Origin of the sequence: Martelella sp. UBA3392, from assembly GCF_002358775.1 — a bacterium.
Lineage (GTDB): Bacteria > Pseudomonadota > Alphaproteobacteria > Rhizobiales > Rhizobiaceae > Martelella > Martelella mediterranea.
Window position 1 is genome coordinate 1,350 of record NZ_DEPM01000001.1, and the last position, 16,409, is coordinate 17,758.

The following is a 16,409-nucleotide window of genomic DNA, read 5'->3' on the forward strand; positions in this document are numbered from 1 at the left end:
CACCACGCCCATGTCATGGGTGATGAACAGGATCGACATGCCGAAATCCTTCTGCAACTGCCGCATCAGGTCGAGGATCTGCGCCTGGATCGTAACATCGAGCGCGGTCGTCGGCTCATCGGCGATCAGCAGCGAAGGCTTGCAGATCATCGCCATGGCAATCATCACGCGCTGGCGCATGCCGCCCGAGAGTTCGTGGGGGTAGCTGTCCATCCGCCGCGCGGCTTCGGGGATCTCGACCAGTTCCAGCATTTCGATCGTGCGCCTGCGCCGCGTCGCCGCGTCCATGGTCTCGTGCAGGAACAGCATCTCGCCGATCTGGTCTCCGATCGTGAACAGCGGGTTGAGCGACGACATCGGCTCCTGGAAAATCATCGACATCTGGACGCCGCGCAGCCGCCGCCGCTCCGCCTCGCCGAGTTCCGTCAGTTCGAGCACGCGGCCGTCGCGGTGGCGATAGGCAAGCGTGCCCGCCGCGATCCTGCCGTTCGGCGGAAGCAGGCCCATCAGCGCCAGCGAGGTCACCGATTTACCGGAGCCGCTCTCGCCCACCAGCGCAAGCGTCCGGCCGCGACCGATGCTGAAGCTGACGTCGCGCAGCGCCGTCACCTCGCGCCCCTGGCCGCGAAAGCGGACGTTCAGTCCCCGGACATCCAGAATGGCGTCCTCGTTCATGAGGCCCTCCGCGCGGCCGGCTGAACATCGTTGCCGATCACCGTCATGCGCGGCTCGAACAGCCGTTCCAGCGTCATGGTGTTGCCCTGGCTGTCGAGCACCGGCAGCGAAGCCTCGGCGAAATCGAAAACCGTGAAATCGGCGCGCGTGCCCGCGGCAAGGCCGCCGCGCCCGCTGAGGCCGAGCACGCCGCGCGGTCCGGCGCAGACCGCCTCGATACAGTCCTCGAACGACAATCCGACGCCGTAGAGCTTGGACATGGTGGTCGCGAGGTCGCGCACCGGGTCCTCGAGGCTGTGAAGGTGAAGGTCCGTCGAGATCGAGAACGGCTTCAGGCCATCGGCCATCGAGGCGCGCGCCGTCTCGAAATTGAACGAGGCCGAGCCGTGGCCGATATCCATCAATATGCCCCGTGAGGCCATGTCCTGGGCCATCTTGAACAGCGCATCGGTGTCGCGGATAGAGCCGGCGGCCTTGCCGTTGAAGCAATGGGTCACGATATCGCCCGGCGTCAGAAGTTCGAACACCTCGTCAATCAGCGGCGGCGGTTCGCCCACATGTACCATCAGCGGCAGCCTGGTCATCTCGGCGACGCGCTTGGCGATCTTGGCGGGCGTGATCCCCCAGGAGCCGACGATCACACCCGAGGCGCGAACCTTGATGCCGCAGATGACGTCGCGATTGGCCTCGACCACGGCCAGCGTCTTGTCGATGTCGATCGAGCGCCAGTCGATCAGTTCCGGCACCCGGTTGCAGGCGACGAGGCCGATCGAGCCGATATTGAGAAACGCCCGGACGGTTTCGGACTGGCGGTCGATCACGTATTCGCGCAAACCGTGAAAGCTTGCCTCGCCGGCCGAGCCGGCATCGGCCATGGCGGTGACGCCGGTCGGTCGGCCTGCCTGCGAGGCCCTCACCGAAATGTCCGTGCCGCCATGCCAGACATGGACATGCAGGTCGCACCAGCCGGGCGACAGAAAGGCGCCGCTGCAATCGATGATCCGGGCGTTCGGCGCGGCGTTCTCCGCGACCAGGCCGTCATCGCCGATGTGGATTTGATCGGGCGCGTCATCGAGCCCGATAATGCGGAAATTGACGAGGGTGAGAGACATTCAGGCTTCCTTGGCAAGATGCGGGTCGAGCGCGTCACGCAGCGCGTCGCCGACGATCTGGAGCGTCAGTACGGACAGCGATATGGCAACGCCCGGAAACAGGATGAGATAGATGGCCGTGTCGAGGTATTGGCGGCCTTCATTGACCATGATGCCCCAGGTCGGGGTCTCGGGATCGACGCCGATGCCGAGGAAGGAGAGGCCGGCCTCGGCCAGCATCGCATAGGCGAAGATGAAGGTGGCCTGCACCAGAATCGGCGAAACGATGTTGCGCAGCGCATGCGTGATCATGATGCGCCAGGTCCGCGTTCCCAGCGCCCGGGCGGCCTCGACATAAGGCATTTCGCGGATGACCATCGTCGAGGCGCGGACGATGCGGGCGACGCGCGGCGCATAAACGATCGAGAGCGCGACCACGACATTGGTGAGGGTGCCGCCGAAGATCGCCACCAGCGACAGCGCCATGAGAATGTCCGGAAACGCCATCATCGCGTCGATCAGCCGCGAAAACGGCCAGTCGAGCCGGCTGAAGAAGCCTGCCGTCAGGCCGATCGCCACGCCGATCAATGACGACAGGATCGCCACCGAAAGCCCGATGCTGAGCGAGGAGCGCCCGGCATAGAGAAGACGCGACAGTACATCGCGTCCGAACGCATCCGTGCCGAACCAGTGGGCGGCACTCGGTCCCTGCAGGCGCATGCGCACCGACATCGCATCGGGGTCGGCCGGCGCCACCAGTGACGCGAACAGACAGACAATCGCGATCGCCAGAAACACGACCAGCGAGACCTGAACCGAGCGCCGCGCAAGCAGGACACGGAAGAAACCGGGTTCGCCCGTGCCTTCCGGTTCGGCCGTTTCCGGCGTGCCGGAGGAAAGTGTCGTATCGGCCATGGTCAGTACCGCACCCGCTTGTCGATGACCAGATAGAGAAGGTCGGTCAGAAGATTGATGAAGACGTAGAGGATCGCCACCACGATGAGCGTGCCCTGGATCACGGGATAATCCCGCCGCAGCACCGCATTCACCACCAGGCTGCCAAGCCCTGGCAGGTTGAACACCCGCTCCGTGACCACGGCGCCGGCCACCAGTAGCGCGAAGGTCAGCCCCACCACCGTGATGATCGGGATACCGGCGTTCTTGAGCGCGTGACGCAGCACCACGCGGCGCTCGCTCATGCCTTTGGCGCGGGCGGTGCGCACATAGTCTTCGCTGAGAATGTCCAGCATCGAAGCGCGGGTGAAACGCAGGATCAGCGCGGAGTTCACGATGCCGAGCGTGATCGAGGGCAGCACAAGATGCCACATCCGATCAAGGAACCCGGCATCGGGTCCGCCATAGCCGGAGGCGGGAAACCAGCCGAGTTCGGTGGCGAGATAGCGCTGAAAGATGAGGCCGGTCAGGAAGCTCGGAACCGATGCGGCGAGCATGGCGGTCGTCACCGCCGACTGATCCAGCGTCGAGCCGCGCCGGTAGGCGGCGTAGATGCCGATCGGCGTGGCGATGACGAGGGCGAAGATCAGCGAGAACAGCGACAGGAACACGGTCGGTTCGGCCCGCGCCGCCAGCACCGAGGTCACGGAATTGTCGAAGAACAGCGAGCGGCCGAGATCGCCCTGTGCGGCATTGGCGACGAAGGTGAGGTATTGCACGAAGATGGGCTGATCGAGGCCGAGGCTGGCGCGCAGATCCATGACGTCCTGAGGCGTTGCGTCCGGCCCCAGCATCAGGGCCGCAGGATCTCCCGGCGCGAGCCGCACAAGCACGAAGGCGATCGTCAGCACGAGGAAGGTCACGACCACCATGCCCATAAAGCGCCTGATGAGGTAATGTGTCATTCAGTTCGGTTCCCTGGCATATCGACGAAGCATATCCGAGCTCCTGACAATATCCGTATTCAACGTCCCGCGGCCATGAAGGACTTTTCAACGGCCGGCCGTTTCGGCAGCCACCGGCGCAGCGATTATGATGCTGCGCCGGCGAGCGTCGTTATTCGGACGTCGAGGCGTTCCAGAACTTCGGCCAAGGCGAGGCGCTGACGCCTTCGAGCGCTCTCGACTTGCCTTGCAGCGAATTGAAGTTGCCGACTTTGATGAAGCCGACATCCTCGTAAAGTTCGGTCTGGAGTTCCTTGAACGCGGCCTTGCGGGCTTCCGGATCGGTCTCGGTGTTGAACCGGGCAAAGATCTCGTTCTTGACCGGCTCATCCCAGCCTTCCAGCGCCTTGGCAGAGAAGCTGGAGATCAGCGCCGGTTCGGGCAGGAACGGGGAGTGGGTGATGTAGATATCCCAAAGATCAGGGTTGTTTCGCCGCTCGGCGAGCGTGGCCCAGTCCACGACATCCATCTGCACCTTGAAGCCGGCAGCCTCGAGCGCGGCCTTCGCGACCAGAGCCATCTGGTAGTGGAACTCGTACTGGCGCGAGGTCAGGATGCGCAGCGGCGTGCCGTCATAGCCGGCCTTCTCCAGGTGTTCGGCGGCGGCCTCGATATCGTTCTGGTTATAGAGTTCGACGCCGCCGTCATTGTTCCAGACCCAGCCTTCCGGGTACATCGCGCCGTCGACCTGATAGAATTTCTCGTCGCCGAAGGCGGCATAAAGCATGTCGTCGAAGGGCAGGGCGGCCTGCACGGCCTTGCGGATCTCGATATTGGTCATCATGCCCTTGTTGCGGTTCATCGCGAACACCGGCCAGCCGAAGGGCTCCAGCAGCAGCGGCTCGGCGACGTCGCTCGACTCCAGCCTGCCATAGGACTCCGTCGGCAGGCTGTCGGCAAAATCGAACTGGCCGGAAAGCAGTCCCTCGACCCGCGTATTCGGATCGGCAACGGGCACGAAGCGGATTTCATCGGGAATCTGCTTGCGCTCGGCCGCGCCCGTCGGCTGGGTATAGCCATCGAAGCGGACGAGCTGGATGTATTGGTCCGGCACATAGTCGGCGATCTCGTAGGGACCGGTTCCGACCACATTATCGATATGGTCGGCGAGGATTTCCTCGGGATAGACCACAGCCGCCGAGTTTGAGAAGGCGAGCAGGGAAAGAAGCGGCGCGTAGGGCTGGTTGAGCTTGATGGTCACCTCATAATCGCCGGTTGCCTCGACGCTGTCGACATAGGCGGCGACGCTCTTGCCGCGGGAGGCCACTTTGAGCCAACGCTCCAGCGAGCCGACAACATCAGCCGAATCCATGGTGGAACCGTCATGGAAGGTGACGCCCTCGCGGATCGGAATGACATAGGTCAGCCCGTCATCGCTGACATCGGGCATGGCCGCGGCAAGCAACGGAACCGTCGCCCAATTGTCGTCGAAGGTGAACAGGGTCTCGACGAAGTGCTGGGTCACGATGCTGACCACGTCCTTGGTGGAGACCATGGGGTCGAACGTATCGGGTTCGCCGATCATGGCGACGTCGATTTCGGTTTGCGCTTGGGCATGGCCGGACACGACCATCGCGAGCGCCAGCGCCGAAGCGCATGACAATTGAGAGATAAGACGATTCATGATTGCTGCTCCATTATTATGTAATATAGTCCCATTTAAGAGAATATAAATTGCTCTATATGCTGTCAACGGATTTGTTTCCGGGCCCTCGACTGGGCAATCCGCGCCGGGCATGAAGGCGCGGGTGGTGATGAACTGGCCCTTCGGGTTGATGTCGAGCACGAAGTCCCAGTCCTTCTCGGTCATTTCCAGCAGCGGCTTAAGGCCAGAAACGCCGGAATTGTTGACGAGAATGTCCGGGGGGCGAGCTTCTCCTCGACCGCCTGAGCCAGCGCGAAGGCCGAATCCCAGTCGGTCACGTCAGGTGTTCCCGGTTCTGTTCCGCAAATATGCCTTGCATTGAGGTTCCGGCGGCGCCGGCAGGCAGCGCGGTGGCTTCGGCCTTTCCTACGAGGTCGAGCTTCTGCGCGGCGATGCGCGCGCTTCCTTCGTCATGGATCATGGCCGCTTCGGCCCGCAGGGCGCGCTCGGCGGCGGCGATGGCGGCACCGGCAGCATCGAGGTCATCCGCGACGGCGTTGTCCATCGCCCCGAACACATCACCAAGGAGCAGGATCTGCCGCTGAAGGCCGGCGACCGTGTGCGCGTCGACACGCCCGGCGGCGGCGGCTACGGCCCCGCCTTCGAGCGCGACCCGCAGGCGGTCAGGAAGGATGTCCTGCTCGGTTACTTCACATGCGAGCAGGCCGCCCGACTTTTCGGCGTCGCGCTACGAGAGGACATGTCTCTCGATGAGGCCGGGACGCAGCGTCTGCGCTCGAGGATGATGCACGCCGTTTGAGGAACAGCGCTTGCCTCCTGCCCCGGCCGGCTTCCTGACGTCGCGTTGTGGCGGACGTCATCGTATCTGTCGCGGTCGCCGCCGCCGTGCCGCCTCAGGCCGAGCGCGCCTGCCGGGCAAGGCGCGCCCATTCCGGGATCCAGTCGTGATGGGCGATCAGCAGGTCGTCGACCAGCGACCAGATCTGGTCGAGGTCGAGTTCGGCGGCCGTGTGCGGGTCCATCATCGCGGCGTGATAGAGATGTTCGCGGTTTTCGTTGACAAGCGCCGCCACCGTCAGCTCCTGCACGTTGATATTGGTGCGGATGAGGGCCGTCAGTTGCGGCGGCAAGTCGCCGATATAGGTCGGCTGAATGCCGGAGGCATCGACGAGGCAGGGTACTTCCGCCGCGCAGTTTTCCGGCAGCGAGGTGATGCAGCCATTGTTGCGGGCATTGCCGTAAATGACGGAGGGCTCGCCGGTCCAGACCGAGTTCATGATCGACGAGGCATATTCCTTGCTCTGCTCGACCTTGATTTCATCGGCCTTCCTGTATTCCTCCGCCTGATCCTTCCACCTGGCGATCTGCTCGACGCAGCGGACGGGATACTCATCAAGCGGAATGCCGAATTTCTCGATCAGGTCCTCGCGGCCTTCCTTGATGAAATAGGGCGTGTATTCGGCAAAATGCTCGGAGCTTTCGGTGACGAAATAGCCGAGCCTTGTGAGCATTTCATAGCGCACCTTGTTGGGGCAGCGGGGGTTCCAGCTTGACGGTTTCGGGAACCGGCCCTCGCGGTAGCCGCGCACCAGATCCGGATAGAGGTCGCGATAGCTGCCATCGGCCTGGCGATGTTCGAATTTCAGGAAGAAGGCCATGTGGTTGATGCCGGCCGAGCGGTAACGGATTTCCTCATAGGGAATGTCGAGGTCGCGCGCCAGTTCACCCGCCGTGCCCTGCACCGAATGGCAGAGGCCGACCTGCTTGATGTTCGGGTATTTTTCCGCAATCGCCCAGGTGTTGATCGCCATCGGGTTCACATATTGCAGCAGAATGGCGTCGGGGCAGATTTGCGTCATGTCCTCGCAGATCGACCAGAGATGAGGCACGGTGCGCAAGCCCCGCATGATGCCGCCGACGCCGAGCGTATCGGCGATCGTCTGGCGCAGGCCGTATTTCTTCGGCACCTCGAAATCGGTGACGGTGGCCGGTTCATAGCCGCCGATCTGGAAGGCCACGACGACGAAATCGGCACCCTCCAGCGCCTCGTGCTGACTGGTGTGGGTGGTGATCGCCGATTTCGAGCCGAGCGTGCGCGCGAGCTTGCCGGCAACGATCTCGCTTTCGGCAAGCCGCTCCGGATTGAGGTCCATCAGGGCGATGGATGCGTCCTTCAGGGCCGGACGCTGCAAGGCGTCGCCGATGATGTTTTTCATGAAAACCGTGGAGCCGGCGCCGATAAAGGTGATCTTGGGTTGTCTTGCCATTGTGTAATTCCTCAAATTCAGGCAGCAACTTCGAAGGCGGCCTTGACCAGCCGCTTCGTATAGTCTGTCTGCGGGTTTTCCAGCACATCGCGCACCGGACCCTGTTCAACGATTTTGCCGTGCTGCATGACGCAGACACGGTGGCAGAGCGCCCGCACGACCTTCAGGTCATGCGAGATGAAGAGGTAGCTGAGGCCCCGCTCGCTCTGCAGCTTGCGCAGGAGTTCGATGATCTGCGCCTGCACGGAGAGGTCGAGCGCCGAGGTCGGCTCATCGAGCAGGATGAATTCCGGCTCCAGCGCCACCGCGCGGGCAATGGCGATGCGCTGGCGCTGGCCGCCGGAAAACTCGTGCGGAAACCGGTGGGTGATCGAGCCCGGCAGGCCGGCATCGACGAGGGCATCGCGCACCCGCTCGTTGCGGTCCTTGCCGGACGAGCCGATATTGTTGACGATCAGCCCTTCCTCGATGATCTGGCCAATCGTCATGCGCGGATTGAGCGAGGAAAACGGATCCTGAAACACCACCTGCATGCGTGAGCGCAAGGGCCTGAGCTGTTCGCGGGAGAGCCCCTCGATGTGCTTCTCGTCGAAAAGCACCGTGCCGCCATCTGTATGGATCAGCCTCAGCAATGCTTGGCCGAAGGTGGTTTTTCCCGATCCGCTTTCGCCCACCAGCCCCAGCGTTTCGTGCTTTTTGAGCGTGATCGACAGATCGTTGACCGCGACAAGCTGGCTGTAGCTGGATTTGAAGAAGGTCCCGGTCTTCAGCGTGAAGGCGACCCGAACGTCCCGGCCTTCCAGGATGGTCTGCGATCCTTCCGGCAGCGGATTGGCCTCGCCGGAGGGTTCGGAGCTGAGGAGCTTTTTCGTGTAGGGGTGCTGCGGGTCGGCGAAAAGCGCCCTGGTCGTGTTGTGCTCGCGCACCACGCCTTCGCTCATCACATAGACATAATCCGAGAAATGTTGAACCACGGTCAGGTCGTGGGTGATCAGGATGACGGCCATGCCGAGTTCCAGCTGCAATTCCCGGATCAGGCCGAGGATCTGCGCCTGCACCGTCACGTCAAGCGCCGTGGTCGGTTCGTCGGCGATCAGCACGTCTGGCTTGTTGGCGAGCGCCATGGCGATCATCACGCGCTGGCGCTGCCCGCCGGAAAGCTGGTGCGGATACTGCTTGAGCCGGGCCTCCGGCTCGGGGATCTGCACCTGCCGCAGGAGTTCGATGGTTTCCGCTTCCGCCTTTTTCTTGCTCACGCGGCGATGGGTCTGGATCGCTTCGATGATCTGCGATCCGATCGTGTAGATCGGGTTCAGAGAGCTCATCGGTTCCTGAAAGATCATCGAAATCCGCGATCCGCGCATGTCCCGGCGCCGGCGTTCAGGGAATTTGAGAACGTCCTCTCCGTTATAATTTATCGTGGCTCCCTTGCCGACGCTTGCGCGCTTGGGAAGAAGCCCCATCACCGTCCGGGCCGTGACGGACTTGCCGGAGCCGGACTCGCCGACGATGGCGATGGTCTCTCCGCGATAGAGCTGGAAGGAGACATCGCGCACGGCATTCACCGTGCCGTCCTCGACCGCGATATCGACGGCGACATTGCGGGCGTCGATGATCGGCTCGCCCTGCTGTGCGCCATGGTCGCGCCGAGAGGAAGGCGCCGTGTCATGTCTGAGGTCGTCAGTCATCGAAAGCGTCTCCTTCTCAATAGGGGTCGATCGCATCGCGTAATCCGTCGCCGAATGCGTTGAAGGCGAAGACGGTCAGAAGCACGAAGGCGACGGGCGACAACAGCCAGGGATAGGCGCCGATCACCGCATAATTGGAGGTATCGCGCAGCATCAGACCCCAGGAAATCATCGGCGGCTTCACAGCAAAGCCGAGGAAGCCAAGAAAGGCCTCGAGCAGCACGACCGTGGGGATCGCGAGTGTGACCGCGACGATCACATGGCTCATCACGTTGGGCAGGATATGGCGGAAGATGATGCGCTTGTCGGTGGCGCCGACGGCGATAGCCGCGCGCACATAATCCATGCGCACCAGCCCCATCGTCTTGCCGCGCACCTCGCGCGACATCTGCGCCCAACCGAGCGCCGACATCACCGCGATGACGAAGCCCAGGAACACCTTGGTCGGCGCGGTCACGGGAATGAGCGAGGCCAGCGCCAGATAGAAGGGCAGTTGCGGAAAGGCGAGCACCAGTTCGACGAAGCGCTGGATCCACGAATCCACCGGCCCGCCGAAATATCCCGAGGTCATGCCGACGGATGTTCCGACGATGGTGACGACGGTGACCACGGTGAGCGCGATCAGAAGCGAAATCCGCGAGCCGTAGAGAATGCGCGACAGCACGTCGCGGCCGAGCTTGTCGGTGCCGAGAAAATGGATCACCGAGCCATCGGTCGCGCCGATGAAATGGCGGTCGGCGGGAATGAAGCCGAGCAGCTTGTAGGGCGCGCCCTTCACGAACAGACCGATGATCTGCGGGTTGTCGTAATCCTTGCCGACAAGCGGCTGGAAGGTGATCGGGTCCAGTTCGCCGGTATCGCCGAGCGGGTAGACGCGCGGCGGAAACACGAATTCGCCGTCCTTGCCAAACACAGTGACCATCTGCGGCGGCTGGTAGGAGGCGCCGGTGACGCGCGGATCGGCGGGCGACAGGAAATCGGCGAACACGGCGACGAACAGCAGGAAGACCACCAGGATCAGGCCCATCATGCCGGAAAACGACCGCTTCAGCCTGCGCCAGACCAGCGCCAGATAGGTTTCGTTCTTGTTGGCTTCCGGCTCTTTGACCGTGTCGACGGTTTGAAGGATGTTGTCGGTCATGCCGCGGCCCTCCCGGTCTGTCTGACGCGCGGATCAAGGGCCACGAGCAGAAGGTCGGCGATGATGTTGCCGATCAGCAGCATGGCCGAGAGCAGCAGCATGAAGGTCGCCGTGACATAGACGTCGCCCACCTGCATGGAGCCGACGATGGCCGGGCCGACGGTCGGCAGCGCGAAGATGATGGCGACCTCGATCTCGCCGGTCAGCATGTAGGGCAGAACCACGCCCTGATACATGACGAGGGGATGCAGCGCATTGGGCACGGCATGGCGCATGATCACCTTGCGCTCCGAAAGCCCCTTGGCGCGCGCGGTCTCGACATATTGCATGTTCAGCGTGTCGAGCAGGTTGCCGCGCATGACCCGCATATTGTAGGCGAGCCCGCCAAAGGTGGCGATCGCGACGACCGGCCATATGTGTTGCACGAGATTGACGAACTTGCCCCAGGACCAGGGCGCGCCGCCATATTGCGGCGAGAAGAAACTGCCCACTTCGTTGACGTCGAAATGGAAGACGAGGACATAGACGATGATCAGCGCCATCAAAAAGCGCGGCACCGTCATGCCGAGAAAGGCGACCCCCGACAGCGCCGTGTCGATCCAGCTATATTGGCGCGTGGCCGCGACGATGCCGAAACCGATGCCGAGAATGGAAGCGAGGATGTGGCAGGTCAGGGCCAGCGCCAGCGTGCGCGGCAGTCGCTGGGCAACAACGTCGGAAACCGGCTTGTTGTAGTAGAGGCTCTGGCCGAAATCGCCGTGGAAGACGATGCCCTTCACCCAATTCAGATACTGCACGGGAAGCGGATCGTTCAGGCCGTGGGTCTCGCGATAGGCCTCGGCCTGCCGGTCCGCCTGCTCGAAGGAGGCACCGCCCTGATTGATCGCCTGCGAGCGGATGTAATCGCTGTAATCGCCCGGCGGGGCCTGGATGATGACGAAGGTCACGATGCTGAGCACGAACAGCAGCATCAGCCCCGACATGATCCGGTTGAACAGAAATCGTGCCATTTTATCCTTGCGTCCCTTGTCTGTGCGGACCGGCAACCGGAGGAGAACAGGGTTGCCGGTCCGCGCGGTTGGCGGCGGCGCTTTCGCAAGAGCCGCCGCGACGCTTTCGGGTGTCAGCCGCTGACCGGGCCGTCACCGCCCAGCTTGCCGGGAAGCGTTTGCGGAAACAGCTGATAGTCCTGCTGCTCGTCAGCCGGAACGAACATGCGCTCGCGGATAATGGCGTCTTCCGCCCAGTTGAACATGAAGATCGGCGCGCCGGGGGCGACATTGTCGAACCGCTTGTTGACGATCAGCGCGCCTGGATATTCCGTCAGTCCGACCATATCGACATTCTGCGTCACGACGGTCTGATACTGCTTCATCAGCTCGGCCCGCTCGGCATTGTCGTCGGTGGCGATGAACCGGTCGATGATATCGACCATCTGCTCCTCATAAGGCATCAGGTCGAGCGTGCCGTCGGGGCCGGCGCGGTGATGTTCGCTGGTGCGCGGGCCCACGGGCGCAAGGCCGGTGGTTCCCTGCATCACGGATGCCAGAGCCGGCGGATTGCGCAGGATCATCCAGTCGAACTTGCCGGCCCGGCGCTGGTTGTCGAACTGATTGTTCTCGATGGCGTTCTGCACCACCCTGAGGCCCACCTGCTGCAACTGGCCGATCAGACCCTCGGCGAGGCTGAGGTCGGTCGTGTAGTTGGAACTCAGCGAGACCACGATATCGACATCCTGCCCGCCAAGCGTGCCCTCCGGCCAATTGACGAAGCCGTTGCCGTCCGTGTCCTCAAGGCCGATCGAGGCAAGCAGTTCCTTCGCCCCTTCGGGATCATAGGGGTAGTAATAGGTCGATTCCCGGTCATAGAAGCTGGTGCCGGAATTCAGGCCGCCGGGATAGATGGCGGTGAAGGGGCCGCGGACCAGTGAATCGCCAAGCGCCTGACGGTCGATCGCCATCGTCACCGCCTTGCGGAAGTCCGGGTTGCGGTTGAGCTCGCGCACGGCCTCTTCGCGTTCGTCCGGCTCGCCCCAGCCATTGCCGGAAAGGTTCATGCGCATATTGTAGCCGATGAGGCGCGGACCGAAGGCAAGCCTTGCCGGCGCATCCGCCTCGGCGGCGCGACGCAGCGCCACGACGAAGTTTTCCGGCTGTTCGAGATTGGAAAGGTCGGCGGAGCCCGCAATCGTCTGGATGTCGCGGTCGGCCCAGGTCGAGAGCTTGTATTGCAGTTCATCGATGTAGGGCAGCTGGTGGCCGTCCTCATCGACTTTCCAGTAATAGGGATTGCGGCGCAGAACGACGATATCCTCGGGTCGATACTCGACTGGCGCCCAGGCGCCCATGACCGGCCAGTTCAGCATTTCCGGCGGAAAGCCGTTGCGATACTCGTCATAGGTCGTATCGGCATATTTCGGATGCTTGGTCTTCAGAATATGCGCCGGGCCGGGGCAGAAATCGCCATAGGCCATGTTGAACAGATACTGGCGCGGGAAGGCTTCCGCAAAGGTCCATTCGACCGTGTAGTCGTCCACGGCCTTCAGCGTCGTGTCGGAGCCGAAGGTTTCACGCGATGCGCCATTGAGCGGCGATACATTGGGATCGACGATATTGTCTTCCCACATGAAGATCACATCTTCGGAGGTGAACGGCGCGCCGTCGGACCATTTCGCGCCCTCGATCAGGTGCATGGTCAGCGTGTGTCCGTCTTCCGACCATTCCCAGCTTTTCGCAAGGTTCGGTAGCGGCTCCATGTCGCTGGCCTCGACCTGATAAAGCTGGGCGGTGCGGGTCAGGCATTCATACATGGCGATATCGATGCCGCCCCAGCCCTGCGCCTGGCCGGCCTGGTAGTTCCAACCTTCCGGACGGCCGCCAACCACATGGCGCAACGTGCCGCCATAAACGCCGATGCCGTCGGGCATGTTGCCGGTCTTGAAGACCAGCGGCTCCTTCGGTAGTCGTTCCTCGACCGGCGGCAGCGCACCGGTTTCAACGAACTGCTCGGTCACCCATTCCGGTTCGGAATAGGATGGCAGCGACCGGAATTCCTCGATCGCGTTGCGCGGTACATAGGTGATCTTGGCCTGGGCCGGGAAATCCGGCTGCGGCGGCACCACGGTCATTTCCGAAGCGAGCGCCCCGGAAACAAGGGCAAGGGTTGAAATTCCGGCGGCCAGGACACTGGCCAGATGCCGGGCAGAAAGGTGAGATGTCATCGTGTCGTCCTCCCGTGTTGACACTGAATGCGAAGGCTTCTGGCCTTTCGCCGGTTGTTCCGTCGGCAAGGCTCCTACCCACAAGGCCGCCGGAACAGGAAAGACCGGACCGGCATGCCGCCGGACCGGTCGAGATTAAAAACGTCAGGCGTTGGCCGCCGCGCGCTCGGCTTCCTTTTCCGCGCGCATTTCATCGACCGATCGAATGTGGCGGCGGGCCGCCCCTTCCCATTCGCGGGTCCTGACAGTCGCCTTCGAAAGCCGCTCTTTCGCGCCGTCAATGGCATCGGCATATTGCGGCAGCCATGCAGCCTGGGCGACGACCATCTCGTCCACCATCTGCCAGACCTCCTCCGGCGTACAGACGGCGCCGACCAGCGGATCGTGCAGGACGGCCAGTTTCAGAAGATCGAGGTCGCCGGTCACGGCGGCATGAACGGACATGCGCTGCACGTTGATCGAGGCCATGCAGGTTGCAGCACATGCTTCCGGCAGCGTGATGCCGGCGACCATGTTGAGGCCGAAGCGGTCGACGAAGCCGGGCGATTCAATGATGCAGTCATCCGGCAGATTGGTGATCACGCCGTTGTTCTTGCGGTTGAAATGGCCGCGATAGACCCGGCCGGTCTCCAGCCCTTCGAGGATGTAGCTGGCATGTTCGCTCGAGCGCTTCTTCGGGTCGATGGGTTTTGCCGCATCTTCAAGGAACCCGTCATATTCGGTTTCGAACCAGTTGCGGTTTTCCGCCGTGTAGCGCAGATAGCCGCCGGTCTCGCCATGGATCCAGTCGGACATGTCGATCCAGCGGGTGATTTCCTCCGGGCGCTTGCGATACCAGGGCAGGTATTCGGACAGGTGGCCGTTGCTCTCCGTCGAATAGACCCCGAAGCGCTTCAGCACGTCGATGCGCACCTTTTCCTGCTTCGAGATCACCGGATGCGCCTCGAAGGCCGCGATCAGCTCGTCTTTACCGATTTTGCGGCCGTTGACGCGCAGATCGGTGAACCAGGTCTGATGGTTGATGCCGGAGCAAATATAGTCGAGCTCGCCCAGTTTTACGCCGAGCACTTCCGCGATCTGCTCCGCGCCGTGCTGGACGCCGTGGCACAGGCCGATCGTATCGACCTTGCCGTATTCATTGGCTGCCCAGGTGTTCATCGCCATCGGATTGGCATAGTTGAGGAAGCGGGCGCCGGGCTCGGCCACTTCGCGGATGTCCTTGCAGAAATCCAGAATGACCGGGATGTTGCGCTGGCCGTAAAGAATGCCGCCGGCGCAGATCGTATCGCCGACGCACTGGTCGACGCCGTATTTCAGCGGAATGCGGATATCGTCGGCGTAAGCCTCAAGCCCGCCGACGCGCACGCAGGAAATCACATAGCGCGCGCCCTCGATTGCCTTGCGGCGGTCTGTGGTCGCGGTGATGGTGGTCGGCAGGCCGTTGGCCTCGACGATCTTCTCGAGGATGGTTTTCACCATCGTCAGATTTTTCTCGCTGATATCCGTCAGCGCCACTTCGATGTCCGCGAACTCCGGAACGCACAGAATATCCTTGAACAGCGTCTTGGTGAAACCGACGCTGCCAGCGCCGATAATGGCTATTTTGAAAGCGCTCATAGCCGCCTCCCTGAACTAAGACCAACATACAGGGTAAAATCCAACGCAACAGATAGCGGTCCGCCGGGCCGCACCGAAAGGCGTGGCCCAGGCCGAAATGTTCTGGCTGTAGCGCTTGTTTTCAAACTCCCGACGCGCATTATGCAGCAGACAGGAGAACATTACAGAGAGGGATTGTGCTTTCATGGGTAATTCTGTGCTGCAGGAATTGCGGGCAAAAGCGCCGATTGGGCGGCTGATTTCCCTGCCGCGCGGCCATCAGGACCTGCATGCCATGCCGGTCAGCGCCGGCTATGAAATCCGAACCAAGCCGGATTATCAGTGGGATGGAAGGCGTCGCGGCCAGAGCCCGTTCTCGGTGATCCAGTACACGATTGCCGGTGCGGGAAACCTGCGTTTCGAGAACCAGACCTATCGTGTCCGGCCGGGTGAAACCATGCTCACCCTCATCCCGCACAACCACCGTTACTGGCTGGAGGAGGACGGTTACTGGGAATTCTTCTGGATTTCGCTCAACGGCGAGGAGGCAATGCGCATCCAAAGAGCGGTTCTGGCGACCACCGGCCCGGTGCTGAAACTCAAGGAGGAGACAGTCAACCAGCTTGCCGATTGTCTCGCACGCCTGCTTTCGTCGGAAACCGACACCCCGGCCCGGGCCTCCGCCGTCGCCTATGAGGTGACCATGCTGCTTTATGACGACGTTTTCGGGGTTCACACCATGCCGCCGGTGGAAAGCCGGGCGATGCAGCGGGTCATCCATTATATCGATGCCAATCTCGATAAGCCGTTGCCGGTGGACAGGCTGGCGGAAATCTCGGGCTTCAGCCGCTCGCATTTCTCACGGCTCTTTGCACAGTCGGAGGGCATGCCGCCCGCAGAATACGTGCTTCTGCGCCGCCTGAAACAATCGACCCGGCTTTTGGCAAGCGGCGACCACACGGTCAAGGAAGTCTCCGGCATGGCCGGCTTCGCCGACCCGAACTATTTCGCCAAGGTGTTCCGCCGCTATTTCCGGGTCAGCCCCACGGAGTTCAGGAAGATCGGCCTTGCCGCCAGCATCATGACAATGAATACGGAAACCAGCCCACCCGCTCTGCAAAAGGAGCCGGTCGAATATCCGGAAGCAGACGCGGACTAGATATTATCGATCCGCAGCTTTTCGGTCGGGTTGCGGGTGCGCGGACTGATCTACACGGAGAATTCCGT

General features: G+C 62.2%; 12 protein-coding genes and 1 pseudogene. 2 read left to right on the plus strand and 11 right to left on the minus strand.

Going from position 1 to position 16,409, the window contains the following annotated elements:
• From B4E36_RS00015 to B4E36_RS00035, 5 genes are all read right to left on the minus strand, one after another.
• Positions 1-675: ABC transporter ATP-binding protein (locus B4E36_RS00015; RefSeq protein ID WP_345899829.1), on the minus strand; the 675-nt coding region annotated here is incomplete at its 3' end.
• A complete protein-coding gene (locus B4E36_RS00020; protein ID WP_292057783.1) occupies positions 672-1,787 on the minus strand; it encodes an amidohydrolase/deacetylase family metallohydrolase in 1,116 nt (371 codons plus the stop codon). The genes B4E36_RS00015 and B4E36_RS00020, both read right to left, overlap by 4 nt.
• On the minus strand, positions 1,788-2,681 hold the full coding sequence (locus B4E36_RS00025) for an ABC transporter permease (protein WP_292057785.1): 894 nt from the start codon (positions 2,679-2,681) through the stop codon (positions 1,788-1,790).
• Between the two features lie 2 nt (positions 2,682-2,683).
• Positions 2,684-3,625 (minus strand): ABC transporter permease, encoded by a 942-nt coding sequence (locus B4E36_RS00030; RefSeq protein ID WP_026173708.1) that lies wholly within the window; start codon positions 3,623-3,625, stop codon positions 2,684-2,686.
• A 151-nt stretch (positions 3,626-3,776) separates the two neighbouring features.
• Positions 3,777-5,288, minus strand: a complete 1,512-nt coding sequence (locus tag B4E36_RS00035; protein WP_292057788.1) for an ABC transporter substrate-binding protein — start codon at positions 5,286-5,288, stop codon at positions 3,777-3,779.
• A 295-nt stretch (positions 5,289-5,583) separates the two neighbouring features.
• Between B4E36_RS00035 and B4E36_RS00040 the strand changes: the two are divergent.
• Positions 5,584-6,069 (plus strand): annotated as a pseudogene (locus B4E36_RS00040) (hydantoinase B/oxoprolinase family protein); the annotation flags it as partial.
• A 94-nt stretch (positions 6,070-6,163) separates the two neighbouring features.
• Here B4E36_RS00040 and B4E36_RS00045 read toward each other — a convergent pair.
• The 6 genes from B4E36_RS00045 to B4E36_RS00070 all read right to left on the minus strand — a co-directional run bounded on the left by B4E36_RS00045 (position 6,164) and on the right by B4E36_RS00070 (position 15,203).
• Positions 6,164-7,537: an alpha-glucosidase/alpha-galactosidase gene (locus tag B4E36_RS00045; RefSeq protein WP_292057790.1), complete on the minus strand. Its 1,374-nt coding sequence runs from the start codon at positions 7,535-7,537 to the stop codon at positions 6,164-6,166.
• A gap of 17 nt (positions 7,538-7,554) precedes the next feature.
• Positions 7,555-9,225 (minus strand): ABC transporter ATP-binding protein, encoded by a 1,671-nt coding sequence (locus B4E36_RS00050; RefSeq protein WP_345899830.1) that lies wholly within the window; start codon positions 9,223-9,225, stop codon positions 7,555-7,557.
• A 16-nt stretch (positions 9,226-9,241) separates the two neighbouring features.
• Positions 9,242-10,366 carry an ABC transporter permease gene (locus tag B4E36_RS00055; protein ID WP_292057795.1) on the minus strand — a complete coding sequence of 375 codons (1,125 nt, stop codon included), beginning with the start codon at positions 10,364-10,366 and terminating at the stop codon, positions 9,242-9,244.
• Positions 10,363-11,376 carry an ABC transporter permease gene (locus tag B4E36_RS00060; protein WP_018064564.1) on the minus strand — a complete coding sequence of 338 codons (1,014 nt, stop codon included), beginning with the start codon at positions 11,374-11,376 and terminating at the stop codon, positions 10,363-10,365. Before B4E36_RS00060 ends, B4E36_RS00055 begins: the two co-directional genes overlap by 4 nt.
• 113 nt (positions 11,377-11,489) lie before the next feature.
• Positions 11,490-13,586 (minus strand): ABC transporter substrate-binding protein, encoded by a 2,097-nt coding sequence (locus B4E36_RS00065; RefSeq protein WP_292057798.1) that lies wholly within the window; start codon positions 13,584-13,586, stop codon positions 11,490-11,492.
• 144 nt (positions 13,587-13,730) lie between these two features.
• On the minus strand, positions 13,731-15,203 hold the full coding sequence (locus B4E36_RS00070; RefSeq protein ID WP_292057800.1) for an alpha-glucosidase/alpha-galactosidase: 1,473 nt from the start codon (positions 15,201-15,203) through the stop codon (positions 13,731-13,733).
• Positions 15,204-15,387: 184 nt separating this feature from the next.
• Here B4E36_RS00070 and B4E36_RS00075 point away from each other — a divergent pair, with 184 nt between their 5' ends.
• Positions 15,388-16,341, plus strand: coding sequence for an AraC family transcriptional regulator (locus B4E36_RS00075; protein WP_292057802.1), 954 nt, complete (start codon positions 15,388-15,390; stop codon positions 16,339-16,341).
• Positions 16,342-16,409: the final 68 nt, after the last annotated feature.

Excerpts from the sequence above, each read along its gene's own strand:
- B4E36_RS00020 (WP_292057783.1), bottom strand. The coding sequence starts at position 1,787 with ATGTCTCTCACCCTCGTCAATTTCCGCATTATCGGGCTCGATGACGCG.
- B4E36_RS00025 (WP_292057785.1), bottom strand. The coding sequence starts at position 2,681 with ATGGCCGATACGACACTTTCCTCCGGCACGCCGGAAACGGCCGAACCG.
- B4E36_RS00030 (WP_026173708.1), bottom strand. The coding sequence starts at position 3,625 with ATGACACATTACCTCATCAGGCGCTTTATGGGCATGGTGGTCGTGACC.
- B4E36_RS00035 (WP_292057788.1), bottom strand. The coding sequence starts at position 5,288 with ATGAATCGTCTTATCTCTCAATTGTCATGCGCTTCGGCGCTGGCGCTC.
- B4E36_RS00045 (WP_292057790.1), bottom strand. The coding sequence starts at position 7,537 with ATGGCAAGACAACCCAAGATCACCTTTATCGGCGCCGGCTCCACGGTT.
- B4E36_RS00050 (WP_345899830.1), bottom strand. The coding sequence starts at position 9,225 with ATGACTGACGACCTCAGACATGACACGGCGCCTTCCTCTCGGCGCGAC.
- B4E36_RS00055 (WP_292057795.1), bottom strand. The coding sequence starts at position 10,366 with ATGACCGACAACATCCTTCAAACCGTCGACACGGTCAAAGAGCCGGAA.
- B4E36_RS00060 (WP_018064564.1), bottom strand. The coding sequence starts at position 11,376 with ATGGCACGATTTCTGTTCAACCGGATCATGTCGGGGCTGATGCTGCTG.
- B4E36_RS00065 (WP_292057798.1), bottom strand. The coding sequence starts at position 13,586 with ATGACATCTCACCTTTCTGCCCGGCATCTGGCCAGTGTCCTGGCCGCC.
- B4E36_RS00070 (WP_292057800.1), bottom strand. The coding sequence starts at position 15,203 with ATGAGCGCTTTCAAAATAGCCATTATCGGCGCTGGCAGCGTCGGTTTC.
- B4E36_RS00075 (WP_292057802.1), top strand. The coding sequence starts at position 15,388 with ATGGGTAATTCTGTGCTGCAGGAATTGCGGGCAAAAGCGCCGATTGGG.